The sequence below is a fragment of the Bradyrhizobium sp. C9 genome (assembly GCF_002532045.1).
Lineage (GTDB): Bacteria > Pseudomonadota > Alphaproteobacteria > Rhizobiales > Xanthobacteraceae > Bradyrhizobium.
Window position 1 is genome coordinate 24,174 of the sequence record NZ_NWTG01000029.1, and the last position, 12,420, is coordinate 36,593.

10 protein-coding genes are annotated in these 12,420 nt (G+C 65.6%); 3 read left to right on the forward strand and 7 right to left on the reverse strand.

Going from position 1 to position 12,420, the window contains the following annotated elements:
• Window positions 1-52: 52 nt before the first annotated feature.
• On the reverse strand, window positions 53-1,144 hold the full coding sequence (locus tag CO675_RS34390; RefSeq protein WP_097676303.1) for a rhomboid family intramembrane serine protease: 1,092 nt from the start codon (window positions 1,142-1,144) through the stop codon (window positions 53-55).
• Between the two features lie 188 nt (window positions 1,145-1,332).
• Between CO675_RS34390 and CO675_RS34395 the strand changes: the two genes are divergently transcribed.
• Together CO675_RS34395 and CO675_RS34400 are read left to right on the forward strand one after the other, a co-directional pair.
• Window positions 1,333-2,520 carry an NADH:flavin oxidoreductase/NADH oxidase gene (locus tag CO675_RS34395; protein WP_097676305.1) on the forward strand — a complete coding sequence of 396 codons (1,188 nt, stop codon included), beginning with the start codon at window positions 1,333-1,335 and terminating at the stop codon, window positions 2,518-2,520.
• A 186-nt stretch (window positions 2,521-2,706) separates the two neighbouring features.
• Window positions 2,707-4,056 carry a S41 family peptidase gene (locus tag CO675_RS34400; protein ID WP_097676307.1) on the forward strand — a complete coding sequence of 450 codons (1,350 nt, stop codon included), beginning with the start codon at window positions 2,707-2,709 and terminating at the stop codon, window positions 4,054-4,056.
• Between the two features lie 183 nt (window positions 4,057-4,239).
• On the opposite strand, the gene CO675_RS34405 is transcribed toward CO675_RS34400, so the two are convergent.
• Both CO675_RS34405 and CO675_RS34410 read right to left on the reverse strand, forming a co-directional pair.
• Window positions 4,240-4,548, reverse strand: coding sequence for a nuclear transport factor 2 family protein (locus CO675_RS34405; protein ID WP_158231347.1), 309 nt, complete (start codon window positions 4,546-4,548; stop codon window positions 4,240-4,242).
• 25 nt (window positions 4,549-4,573) lie between these two features.
• Window positions 4,574-7,306: a bifunctional diguanylate cyclase/phosphodiesterase gene (locus CO675_RS34410; RefSeq protein ID WP_097676309.1), complete on the reverse strand. Its 2,733-nt coding sequence runs from the start codon at window positions 7,304-7,306 to the stop codon at window positions 4,574-4,576.
• 438 nt (window positions 7,307-7,744) lie between these two features.
• Here CO675_RS34410 and CO675_RS34415 point away from each other — a divergent pair, with 438 nt between their 5' ends.
• Complete coding sequence (locus CO675_RS34415) at window positions 7,745-7,909, forward strand: Flp family type IVb pilin (RefSeq protein ID WP_050402452.1); 165 nt, start codon at window positions 7,745-7,747, stop codon at window positions 7,907-7,909.
• A gap of 16 nt (window positions 7,910-7,925) precedes the next feature.
• Here the strand turns inward: CO675_RS34415 and moaC are convergent, their stop codons facing one another.
• From moaC to CO675_RS34435, 4 genes are all read right to left on the reverse strand, one after another.
• Window positions 7,926-8,441: a cyclic pyranopterin monophosphate synthase MoaC gene (moaC, locus tag CO675_RS34420; RefSeq protein ID WP_097676310.1), complete on the reverse strand. Its 516-nt coding sequence runs from the start codon at window positions 8,439-8,441 to the stop codon at window positions 7,926-7,928.
• Between the two features lie 4 nt (window positions 8,442-8,445).
• Window positions 8,446-9,267, reverse strand: coding sequence for an indole-3-glycerol phosphate synthase TrpC (gene trpC / locus CO675_RS34425; protein WP_097676387.1), 822 nt, complete (start codon window positions 9,265-9,267; stop codon window positions 8,446-8,448).
• 11 nt (window positions 9,268-9,278) lie between these two features.
• Complete coding sequence (gene trpD, locus CO675_RS34430; protein ID WP_097676312.1) at window positions 9,279-10,292, reverse strand: anthranilate phosphoribosyltransferase; 1,014 nt, start codon at window positions 10,290-10,292, stop codon at window positions 9,279-9,281.
• Between the two features lie 70 nt (window positions 10,293-10,362).
• Window positions 10,363-12,264 (reverse strand): peptidylprolyl isomerase, encoded by a 1,902-nt coding sequence (locus tag CO675_RS34435; RefSeq protein ID WP_198964850.1) that lies wholly within the window; start codon window positions 12,262-12,264, stop codon window positions 10,363-10,365.
• Window positions 12,265-12,420: the final 156 nt, after the last annotated feature.

Genomic DNA, 12,420 nt, shown 5'->3' on the forward strand with positions numbered 1-12,420 from the left:
AGGCGGGCCGCTTCGGTTGACTGCCTGCTGGGCCAGCGCGGATGCTTGCGCATCAGAGCCCGTGACGGCGGTTGCGCTCGGCGCGCAACGAGCTGCCGACGAAGCCGACGTCCTCCATCCCGCGGTGGATTTCCTTTGAGCAAAGCAGCAGCGTCAGCGCGCCAGCGCCGACTGCGACCAGTGCGGTCACGAGCAGGGGATTGTCGCAGAACGCATTGTGCAGGTTCTCGAGCGGGCCGGCTCCACCTGGTCGGCGTGCAACACAGACCGATGTTGTCGCCAGCACCCAGCGGCCGAGGGCCACGCAGGCGGCGTTGGCACAGGTGAGCGCGATGATGACGGCGGCGAGGCCCTTCCTGATCGACAGCGCGAGATCGACCAGCTTGATCACGGCGCAGCATGCGACGACAAATCCTGCGGCCACCGTCCATCCCGGCATGCCTGGCGCCAGGGTCTGACCGGCCCACAAGCCGAGCGCGGCCACACCGGCGAGCAGCGCGAGATTGATCTTCACAGCCTCCGGAAACCGGCAGCGTAGCACGTAGGCGTTGAGCTTCTCGACGAGGTCGAGCAGCGCGCAGACGATCAGGCCCGCGGCGAAGCCGCCGAGATGCACGCCCCAGTCGATCCGCGAATTGCCGATCGCGAACGCGATGTTCAGCCCGATGTTGATCGCGAAGAAGTCGAAGCGGACATCGAGCTTGCCGAGGATCCACAGGCAGAGCAATGCGCCGAGAATGCCCGAGGTGGCACCGGAAGCGCCGACCGTCAGATAGGGCGTGGCATGGATCGCATTGCCGACGACGGCGCCGAACACCATCGCGCAGAGATAGATGATGACGAAATAGGTCGGCCCGACCCGGCGCTCGAGATGCCCGCCCCACAGCACGAGACACAGCATGTTGGTGGCGAGATGAATGAAATTGACGTGCAGAAAGCCGTTGGCGAACAGCCGCCAGTATTCGTGCCGCGCCAGCGCGCCGGTGTACATTCCGCCGTAGCGGAACAGCAGCTCTGCCGGCGCCGATGTGGCGCCGGCCTGGATGAAGCAAAACCCCGACGCCAGGACGGTCATCGTCATCAGCGCGTAGACGGCCGCGTGAGGGATTTCGAAGAAGCCGGGACTTGTGCGGTAAGTGGCCATGAATGACAGCCAGGAAAGGCGGGTTCCACAGCCTAGCGAAGCGGTTTGAGAATTGCTACTCCCGCGTGTCCGGCGTCCGCCGCGCGCCTCTATCGGCGATCGTGCGGTGCGTATATCGTCGGCCGCAAATACAACGTCGGCCAAATATCGGTGCCTCGCGCCGGGTCACGACGTCATATGAGGAAGCGATGTCCGACATGCTGCTGTTTTCGCCGATGACCATCCGCGGCGTCACGCTGAAGAACCGCATCGTGGTGCCGCCGATGCATCAGTATTCGGCCGAGAAGGGCTTTCCGACCGACTGGCATCTGATGAACGCCGGCAAGTTCGCCGCCGGCGGCGCCGGTCTCGTGATCGTGGAATCGACGAAGGTCGAGCGTCGCGGTTGCGGAACGATCGGCGATCTCGGCATCTGGGACGACAAGTTCGTCGCGCCGCTCAGTCGGCTCGTCAGCTTCATCAAGCAGCAGAACGCCGTGGCCGGCATCCAGCTCGGCCATTCCGGCCGCAAGGCGCGCGCAAGCCGCCCCTGGGAGGGCGACCGTCCGCTCGAACGCAGCGCCGCGATCGAGGATTGGGACGCCTGGACCCCAGTGGCGCCGAGCGCGATCGCCCATAGCGGGCGCTGGCCGGCGCCGCGCGCGCTGGAAACGCATGAGGTGAAGGATCTGGTCGCGGCCTGGGGGCAGGCGGCGCGGCGCGCGCATGAGGCCGGTTTCGAGGTGCTGGAGCTGCACGGCGCTCATGGCTATCTCGTGCACGAATTCCTCTCGGAACGTTCGAACCAGCGCAGCGACCAATATGGCGGCTCGGAAGCGAACCGGATGCGGTTCCTGATCGAGGTGACCGAGGCCGTGCGCGGCTACTGGCCGGATCATAAGCCGCTGTTCGTGCGGCTGTCGGTCGAGGACAATGCAGGCTGGGGACCGGAGCAGAGCGCGCGGCTGGCGGCGATCCTGAAGGGGAAGGGCGTCGACGTGATCGACTGCTCGTCGGGGGGAATCAGCGAGATGGCGCCGATCCTGGGCAAGGAGATCAAATACAACTATCAGGTGCCGCTGGCGGAATATGTCCGCCGGCATGCCGATATCATGACCATGGCGGTCGGCCTGATCATCCATGGTGACCAGGCCGAGCAAATCCTGCGCGATAAACAAGCAGATTTGATCGCGGTCGGCCGGGAGATCCTCAATAACCCGAACTGGCCGATGGACGCCGCGCTGAAACTCGGGGTTGAAGGGCCATTTCGCCATGTTCCTCCGCAGTTTGGCTATTGGTTGGGCACGCGGGCCAAGCGCGGATTCGGGACCCGGCCGTCGACCTGGCAGAACGGATTGCGGGAGGCTGGGCCAGAGGCCGACCGGGAGCTGACTTGAGGCTGAAATGGTGCTGACTAAATGCCGGTTTTGGGGGTGACCAGGGCATCGTGACAGGACCGTAATGGTCCGGTGACAAGGCGGCCTTGATCCGACCAAAAAGCCGTTGTGTGGTGCCCCCGTCGGGGTGGGGCAGGCGAACGTTGCGGAACGTTGCCGGCCGATAGCGAAAAAGGATCGCGGATAATGCGCAAACATGTTGGCTTCTTCCTCGGGACGGTTGCGGGAGCGTGTCTCACCCTGCTCGTGGCCTCGCCGCAGGGGGCGCATCTGTTCGCCGTCGCCAATGCCGCCGCGCATGCCGACAATACCTATTCGCAGCTCAACCTGTTCGGCGAGGTGTTCGAGAAGATCAAGACCGACTACGTCGAGAAGGCCGAGGACTCCAAGCTCGTCGAAGGGGCGATCAACGGCATGATCTCCTCGCTCGATCCGCACTCCCGCTACATGAACGAGAAGGGCTGGGCGGAGATGCAGGAGACCACGCATGGCGAGTTCGGCGGGCTTGGCATCGAGGTCACGATGGAGGACGGCTTCGTCAAGGTGGTGGCGCCGATCGACGACACGCCGGCCTCGCGCGCCGGCATCATGTCGGGCGACGTGATCACCTCGATCGACGATGAGCAGATTCAGGGCCTGACCCTCGACCAGGCCGTCAACAAGATGAAGGGCGCGCCCAACAGCTCGATCCGGCTGAAGATCATCCGCAAGGACGCCGACAAGCCGATCGAGGTCTCGATTGTCAGAGAGATCATCCGCGTCCGTCCGGTGAAGTATCACGTCGAAGGCGGCGACATCGGCTATATCCGGATCACCTCGTTCAACGAGCAGACCACCGAGGGCCTGCGCAAGGCGATCGGCGAGATCCAGAAGCAGGTCCCGCAGGACAAGCTCGACGGCTATGTCGTCGATCTTCGCAACAATCCGGGCGGCCTGCTCGACCAGGCGGTCTCGGTGACCTCGACACTGATGCAGCGAGGCGAGGTGGTCTCGACCCGCGGCCGCAATCCGGAAGAGACCCAGCGCTTCACCGCCCATGGCGGTGACATGACCAAGGGCAAGCCGCTCGTGGTGCTGATCAATGGCGGCTCGGCCTCGGCCTCCGAAATCGTCGCCGGCGCGCTGCACGACCACAAGCGCGCGACGCTGATCGGCACCCGCTCGTTCGGCAAGGGCTCGGTGCAGACCATCATTCCGCTCGGCGCCGGCAATGGCGCGCTGGCGCTGACCACGGCGCGTTATTTCACCCCGTCGGGCCATTCGATCCAGGCGCTTGGCATCAAGCCCGACATCGAGGTGCTGCAGGACGTGCCGGACGAGTTCAAGACCCGCTCCGAGATCAAGGGCGAGGCCTCGATGCGCGGCCACCTCTCCGCCGAGGGCGCCGAACAGACCGGCTCACAGTCTTACGTGCCCCCGGACGAGAAGAACGACAAGGCGCTGGCCGCGGCGTTCAACCAACTGCGCGGCGTCACCGTGAACGCCGACGCCAAGAATGCGGACAAGGCCGCGCAGAAGCGGCCGGTGCCGAACTAGGCGGCGACATTTCCGGTCGAACCCGATCGCTGCGGCAAGGTCCCATGGACCTTGCCGGTCGTCTCCGACCTGCCTCGTTGCGCGTCAATTGGGTACTTCGCGTCTTTGATCTTGCGCGATCTCGGTGGCTTGGTAGGCGAGATTTTGCCAGCGGCCGCCGAGCTTGACCCAAACCGACAGAAATCACGCTTGATAATCGAACGAGGCCGGACCGTTGCGGCCTGATGCCAGCCAGCGTCCGACGACGACCGCCGTCTCCTGGTACAGCCGGATATCAAGCTCGTCGACACGCGCTGAGTCCCAATGGCGTGTTCCGCTCCGGTACGAAGCGAGCACGTCCGCCTTGGTCTCGATCGCCCCACCGGGTTGCACAATGACGTAGTCCGGGTGGATCAATCGATTGATCACATCCAGGTCGAGCGTCAGGTGCGCCGCGGCAAGTGCGCGCTCCGCAGCGGCAACAGCATCGAGGTCGGTGTTCGACTGAGCCAAGCGCGAGGGTCTCCTGATCAGGCGGTCACGCCGCGCCGGCGACAGGTTTGCGTCGGCGCGTGGCGGCCGGACCTGCGGCGGGGCCACGGCGATGCCCGGCCAAAAGCTCGCGGATCTGGGCGGCCGGCTTCGGCGGGCTGAACAGATAGCCCTGCATTTCCGAACAGCCGAGCTCGCGCAGCAATTGCTGCTGCTGCGCGGTCTCTACGCCTTCCGCCGTTGTCGTCATGCTGCGCTCGGCGGCGATGTTGACGACGGCCTCGACGATGCCGGCCGAGCCTTGCGGATCGGCGATGTCGGTGACGAAGCAGCGGTCGATCTTGATCTTGTCGAACGGGAAACGCTTCAAATAGCTCAGCGACGAATAGCCGGTGCCGAAATCGTCGAGCGCGATCCTGATGCCGATGGCGCGGAGCTGGTGCAGGGCGGCCAACGCCGTCTCGTCGTCGCGGATCAGCACCGCCTCGGTGATCTCGAGCTCCAGCCGGCCCGCCGACAGGCCCGATGCCGCCAGCGCCGCGATCACCTTGAGCGCCAGCGTGCCGGTCCGGAACTGCACCGGCGAGACGTTGACCGCGAGCTTGACGTGATCGGGCCAGTTCACGGCTTCCTTGCAAGCCGTCATCAGCACCCATTCGCCGAGCTGGTTGATCAGGCCGGTCTCCTCGGCGATCGGCACGAAGTCGGCCGGCGAGATCATGCCGCGCACCGGATGGCGCCAGCGCACCAGCGCCTCACAGCCGGTGATCTCGTTGCTGCGCAGGTCGACGCAGGGCTGGTAATACACTTCGAGCCCGCTGCCAGCAGTGATGGTCTGCCGCAGCTCCACCTCGAGCTCGCGGCGGGCGCGGGCATCGGCGTCCATCGCCGGTTCGAAGAAGCGCGCGACGCGCCGGCCGGCCGACTTCGCCGCATACATCGCAAGGTCGGCGTTCTTCATGATCTGGTCGAGATCGGTGCCGTCCCTTGGCGCCAGCGCAATGCCGATGCTGGCGTCGGTCGTGACCTGGTGGCCGAGGCATTGATAGGGCGAGCGGATCACCTCGTAGATGCTTGCGACGAGGTCGGTGACCTCGATGTCGTTCTTCACCCCGGTCTGCACGATCGCGAACTCGTCGCCGCCGAGCCGGGCGACGAAATCGCCGTCGCCGATCACGCCGGATAGCGTCCGCGCGACGGACTTGAGCAGCTCGTCGCCGACCATGTGGCCGAGCGAGTCGTTGACGCCCTTGAACTCGTCGATGTCGATATAGAGCACCGCGAGCTGACTGTCGGGGGCGACGTGCGGCAGCGCGCGCTTGATCTCCTCATGGAACAGCGCGCGGTTCGGCAGGTCGGTGAGCGCATCGTAGTGGGCAAGGTGCGTGATGCGCTCCTCGGCGCGGCGGCGCTCGGTGACGTCTTCGTGGGTCGCTAGCCAGCCGCCATCGGCCAGCGGCTCGTTGACCACCTGGATCGAGCGCCCGCCGGGCGTTGCGATCACCATGGTGTTGCGGATGCCGACGTCGCGCAGCACGAGGTTGACGTAGCGCTCGACGTCGCCCTGGAACGAACCGGTCAGGTGGCGATGCACGACGACGTCGCGGAAGCTGCAGCCGGGCCGGATGACGTCGGTGGACAATCCGTACATCTCGATATAGCGCTTGTTGCAGATCACCAGGCGCTGCGCGGCATCGAACAGCAACAACCCCTGCGTCATGTTGTTGACGGCGGTGTCGAGCCGGAGCTTCTCCAGCGTCAGGCGCTGCTGCTGGGTGCGGTGCTGCTGCAGCAGCTTGCGCACCACGAGCGTCAGCAGGATCGCGATCGCCAGCACCGATGCTGCGGTCACCGCGATCAGCATGCCGATCTGCTCGCGCCAGTTGGCGAGCGCCGCTTCCGTGGTGGTCGTGGCGACGACCACGATCGGGAATTTGGTGAGCGCCCGCGACGACACCAGGCGGTCCTTGCCGTCGACCGGGCTGGTCATGCGCGAGGTGCTCTGCGGCAGCTCGAACACCTGCTGCTGATTAGCCGGGCCGGTGCGGAAGTTCTTCCCGATCATCTCCTCGACATGGGGATAGCGCGCCAGCAGCGTGCCGTCGCGATGGTGCATCGAGATCGCGGCGCCTTCGCCGAGCGCAACGGTCGAGAAGAATTTCTCGAAGGTCGCCGGCTCGATGCCGCGCCCGACCACGCCGAGGAACTCGCCATGCGGGCCTGTGACCTTGCGGACGATTGCGGTGGTCCAGTTTCCGCTGACGCGGCTGACCACCGGCGCGACCATCATGTCGGGAGAGTAGGGGCTGGATTTGAAGATATTGAAGTAGTCGCGATCGGCGATCGAGGCTTGCGGCAGCGGCCAGGCGCCCGAGCTGTTGATCAGCGCGCCGTCGGCGTCGAACACGTTGAGGCTGCCGACGTTGGACAGCGCGTCCATCTTGGACTTGAGCATCGCATGGATGTCGGCGGCGGACATCCGGCGCTTGTAGTTCTCCGGCGTCGCGATCCCGTTGTCGCGCATGAATGCGATCAGGTCGCGCTGGACCACCTCGAGGTCGTCGAGCTGCTGGTCGAAATGCCGTGCCAGCAGCAGCACGGTGTTCTCGAGCTCGCGCTCGCTGTTGTGCAGGGCGCGCTCGCGGAAATTCTCTGCCATCAGGGTGGCGCCGATCGCGATCGCGGCCATCAGCACGGCGCCGCCAAGGATCAGCCAGCGGATCGGACCGCTGCCGATTACCGAGGTGACGTTGAACGAGGCGCTGCCGTTTTGCTTCATCTGACGCTATCGCTTCCAGGCGTTTCGCCCGGAAGTAGCTTTCACGCACCTCCGGCCCGCGAAAGTCGTATCCAACCGAGATGGAGCGCCGGTTAGCGAGATTGGTTAATGAATGGTTGCGAGCATGGGTGAGGCACTGCGCCGTTCCGCGTTGACGCTACAAATTCCCCTCCGGCTTGGCGAAACGAGGCAATTGCTGCTGACGCAGTTTGACGAGGCCGCGACATCGTTTCAGGGCTGATCGATATCAGGTCAACAAGTTCCCAGGCGAAAACTGCCGATTCGGCCGGTCGCAAAGCGCGACGCGGAATCCCTTACCGGGCGCAAGGCCGATGCAATCATCTGTTTACGATCTAAGTCGATGAGGTTGCTCGATGTTGGCGTCGGCACGTTGATTGCGTGTGGTTGAGCGAAACTCCAGGGCGTGAAGGTGTCATCATGAAGAGGCTGGTGCAGAGCTTTTGGGCCGACGAAACCGGCGCTACCGCGATCGAATATGGACTGATCGCAACCGGCATCGCCATCGCGATCATTGCGGCGGTGAAAGGCGTCGGTACCAGGCTCTCGGGCACCTTCAATACGATCAGCGGTTCACTGAAGTGATCGAACGCACTCGCAATCACTGGTCCGCGCGAAAGTGCCCGGACTTGCCGCCGATCTTCTCGACGAGGTGGATGCCTTCGATCCGGATGCCGCGGTCGACCGCCTTCACCATGTCGTAGATCGTCAGGCAGGCGACTGAAACCGCGGTCAACGCCTCCATCTCGACGCCGGTCGGTCCGGTCACCTTGACGCTGGCGCGGATGATGCAGCCGGGCAGCTTGCGGTCGGTTGCGATGTCGATCGTGACCTTGGTCAGCGCCAGCGGATGGCAAAGCGGGATCAATTCCGAGGTCCGCTTTGCCGCCATGATGCCTGCGATCCTAGCGGTCGCCAGCACGTCGCCTTTCTTGGCCTGTCCGGACTCGATCAGCGCCAGCGTTGCCTTGCTCATCAGGACGCGGCCTTCGGCGATCGCGGTCCGCTCGGTCGCCGGCTTGGTGGAGACGTCGACCATCCGCGCCTCGCCCTTGGCGTCGATGTGGGTGAGGGCGGTGCCGGGTCCCTTCGATCCGGCTTTGGCCTTGCGCGCCATCGCGTCAGCGCGTGCCGGTGGCGCGCGGTGCGGCCTGCCGCGTCAGCAAGGCGCGGGTGGCCGCGGTGACGTCCTGCTGGCGCATCAGGCTCTCGCCGACCAGGAAGGTCGACATTCCGACGCGCTCGAGGCGCGCAAGATCGTCTCGCGTGAAGATGCCGCTCTCGCCGACCATCAGGCGATCGCGCGGGATCAGCGGCGCCAGCGTCTCGCTGGTCGCGAGCGTCGTCTCGAAGGTGCGCAGATTGCGGTTGTTGACGCCGATCATCGGTGAGCGAAGTTTTAGGGCGCGGTCGAGCTCCGCATGGTCGTGGATCTCGATCAGCACGTCCATGCCGTAGCCGAGCGCAGCGTCCTCGATCTCCCTTGCCGCCGTGTCGTCGAGCGCGGCCATGATGATCAGGATGCAGTCGGCGCCGTGGGCGCGCGCCTCCGCCACCTGATAGGTGTCGAACATGAAATCCTTGCGCAGCACCGGCAGATTGGTCGCCGCGCGGGCCGCGACCATGAAGTCGAGATGGCCCTGGAACGAGGGCGCATCCGTCAGCACCGACAGGCATGCCGCGCCGCCGGCCTCATAGGCTTTCGCCAGCACGGGCGGATCGAAGTCGGCGCGGATCAGCCCCTTCGAGGGCGAGGCCTTCTTCACCTCAGCGATCAGGGCGTAGTCGCCGCGAGCATGCTTGTCCTTGAGCGCGCGGACGAAGCCGCGCGGGGCTGAGGCCGCCTTCGCCTGCGCCTCGACCTCGGCGAGCGGACGGGCACGCTTCGCGGCGGCGATCTCCTCGCGCTTGTAAGCCTCGATCTTGGTCAGGATGTCGGACATGATTTGCATGCTCAGCCGTTGGAAACCGCGACCAGATGCTTCAGCCGTGCCGCGGCCGCGCCGCTGTCGAGCGACTGGGCGCCGATCGCCACGCCTTCCTTCAAATCCTTGGCACGGCCGGCCACGATCAGCGCTGCGGCCGCGTTGAGCAAAGCGACGTCGCGATAGGCGCTCGGCTTGCCCTGGAGCACGCTCGACAGCGCGATCGCATTGGCGTCGGCATCGCCGCCCTTCAGCGCTTCGCCGCCGACGCGGCCGAGGCCCGCATCTTCCGGCGTCACCTCTGAGGTCCGGATCTCGCCGTTCTCGAGCGTTGCAACGAAGGTCGGGCCGGTGAGGGTGATCTCGTCGAGGCCATCGGAGCCGTGCACGACCCAGACCTTGTCCGAGCCGAGGTTCTTCAGCACCTGCGCCAGCGGCTGCACCCATTGCCGCGAGAACACGCCGACCATCTGCCGCTTGACGCCTGCCGGGTTCGACAGCGGCCCGAGCAGGTTGAAGATGGTGCGGGTGGCCAGCTCGACCCGGGTCGGGCCGACATTCTTCATGGCCGGATGATGCGAAGGCGCGAACATGAAGCCGATGCCGGCCTCCCTGACGCAGCGCCCGACCTGCGCAGGCGTCAGGTCGAGCTTGACGCCGAGCGAGGCCAGCACGTCGGCGGCGCCCGAGCGCGACGACAGCGCGCGGTTGCCATGCTTGGCAACGGGCACGCCGGCGCCGGCCACGATGAAGGCCGCGCAGGTCGAGACGTTGACCGAGCCGGAGCCGTCGCCGCCGGTGCCGACGATGTCGACGGCCTCCGCCGGTGCGGTGACCGGCAGCATCTTGCCGCGCATCGCGGTCACCGCGCCGGTGATTTCCTCGACGGTCTCGCCGCGCACCCGCAGCGCCATCAAGAGCCCGCCCATCTGCGAGGGCGTGGCGTCGCCCGACATCATGCTGTCGAAGGCGGACGCCGCCTCTTCACGCGTCAGCGTGGCGCCGGTGGCGACTTTTCCGATGATCGATTTCAGGTCGTCCATTCGCTGGCTCAGGGTCTGTTGTTGGAGCTTGATCGCGGCGCAGCGCGTCGTCGCGCCGTCCCGATCATGCTCAATTATTTGCGCCTGTCACCTGTGCGAAGGCTGCCTGGTTGACGGTCACACCGATGTCGGTCTCGATCTTCGCAACATATTGCGCGACCTGCTCGTCGCTGAGCGAGCGCCGCAGCGCCTCGGAGAGTTGCTTGACCTCGTTGGAGGCGAAATCGACCGGGGGCACCGTCACATCGGTGACGCGGAACACCACCCACTGGCTGCCGCCGGTGGCCGAGGTCTGCCCGTCGCCGTCCTTGGCGGTGCGGAATGCGGCCGCGATCACGCCGGCCGGCACGTTGGGCAGCGTGGCCTCGCGGCGGAAGTTCGCGGCGGTCTCGACCTTGACGCCGGCCGCGGTGGCCTCGTCGGCAAGCTTGGCGCCGCCGTCGAGCTTCTGGACGATCTCGGTCGCCTTGGCGCGCAGCTTGGCGGAGATCTGGTCCTCACGCCACTTGGCCTCGACCTGGTCGCGAACCTCGTCGAGGGTGCGCTCGCGCGACGGCGTGATGCCGAGCACGTCGTACCAGACATAGCCGTTGTTGAACTGGATCGGATCGTTGTCGACGCCGACGTCGCTGTTGAAGGCCTGCGACACCACGTCGAGGCCGCGCGGGATGTTCGACGCGACCTGGCCGTTCGGAAGACGCCCCGAGCGGTCGACGGCGTCGATGGTGACGGCGGTCAATTTCAGCTTCTGCGCGGCGTCGATGACGCTGGAGCCGCCGCCGCGCTCGTCTTCCATCTTGTCGCGGAGCTCGGCGACCTTGGCGCGGGCGCGCTCGGTCGCGATCTCGTTCTTCACCTGCTGCGCAAGGCCCTCATAGGTCGGGGTCACGCCGGGCTCGATCTTGCCGACCTTGACCAGCGCCACGCCGAAGCGGCCCTGGACCGGCTGGCTGACTTCGCCCGCGGGCAGCGAGAAGGCGGCATCGCCGACGGCCGGATCGAGGATCGCGGACTTCGCGACCAAGCCGAGATTGACGTCGGCCGGATTGAGCTTGCGCTCCTTAGCGATGTCGTCGAACGAGGCGCCCGAGGTGATGCGGGCGCGAGCGGCCTGCGCCTCACCGGCGTCCGGAAATACGATCTGCGAGACCTCGCGCTTCTCCGGCGTGCTGAGCCGGTCCTTGCGCTCCTCGAATATCTTCTTGGCATCCTCGTCGGATACGGTTTCCCACTTGCCGATTTCTTCCGGCGTGATCGCGACGAAGGCGATCTTGCGGTACTCGGGCGCGCGGAATTGGACCTTGTGGTCCTCGAAATAGGCGGCCAGCGCCTCGGGCGAGGGCGGATCGATGGTGCCGGCCTGCGCGGCGCCGAGCGTGACGAAGTCGATCGAGCGCTGTTCGTTCTGGAAACGGGTCAGCGCCTCGACCATCGATTTGGTCGGCTCGATCCCGGACGAGATGGTGCCGGCGATCTGCCGCCGCAGGCCGACGCGGCGCTGCTCGGCGATGTAGCGGCCCTCGGTGTAGCCGAAGTTGCGGATCACGGATTGGAAGCGCTGCGGATCGAACTGGCCGTTGAGGCCCTTGAAGTTCGGATCGTTGTAGATCGTGCGCAGCACCTCGGCATCGGACTGGTTGAGGCCCGTGCGGCGCGCTTCCTCGTCGAGCGCGGCCTCCGCGAGCGTCTGCTGCAGCACCTGCCGATCAATCCCGAACGCGCGCGCCTGGTCAGGGGTCAGCGGACGGCCGAACTGGCGGCCAAGCTGCTGCAGGCGGTCGGTATAGATCTGGCGGAACTGCTCGGCCGAAATCTCGGTCCCGCCCACCTTGGCGAAGGTCGACTGGCCAAACCCCTTGAAGATGTCGGCAATGCCCCAAATTCCGAAACTGACGATCAAAACGCCCATCACCACGGCCATAATCGTCTTGCCGAGCCAATTTGATGAGGCTTTCCGCATTCCTCGAAGCATGGGTCCAACTTGTTTTACAGGAGGGGAACCGGGTCGTGCCCACGTGGGAGCTAAAAGTCGAGACTTTTGTCCCGCAAGAGGGCGTCACCGAATTGAAAACGCTTATAAAGTGGCTCGTGTCCCCCCGCAACCTCGGGCGCGCGGGCGGAAGCGTCG

Coding starts and splice junctions, on each gene's coding strand:
- CO675_RS34435 (WP_198964850.1), bottom strand. CDS start 12,264: ATGCTTCGAGGAATGCGGAAAGCCTCATCAAATTGGCTCGGCAAGACG.
- CO675_RS34410 (WP_097676309.1), bottom strand. CDS start 7,306: ATGAAGCAAAACGGCAGCGCCTCGTTCAACGTCACCTCGGTAATCGGC.
- CO675_RS34395 (WP_097676305.1), top strand. CDS start 1,333: ATGTCCGACATGCTGCTGTTTTCGCCGATGACCATCCGCGGCGTCACG.
- CO675_RS34415 (WP_050402452.1), top strand. CDS start 7,745: ATGAAGAGGCTGGTGCAGAGCTTTTGGGCCGACGAAACCGGCGCTACC.
- trpD (WP_097676312.1), bottom strand. CDS start 10,292: ATGGACGACCTGAAATCGATCATCGGAAAAGTCGCCACCGGCGCCACG.
- CO675_RS34390 (WP_097676303.1), bottom strand. CDS start 1,144: ATGGCCACTTACCGCACAAGTCCCGGCTTCTTCGAAATCCCTCACGCG.
- moaC (WP_097676310.1), bottom strand. CDS start 8,441: ATGGCGCGCAAGGCCAAAGCCGGATCGAAGGGACCCGGCACCGCCCTC.
- CO675_RS34400 (WP_097676307.1), top strand. CDS start 2,707: ATGCGCAAACATGTTGGCTTCTTCCTCGGGACGGTTGCGGGAGCGTGT.
- trpC (WP_097676387.1), bottom strand. CDS start 9,267: ATGTCCGACATCCTGACCAAGATCGAGGCTTACAAGCGCGAGGAGATC.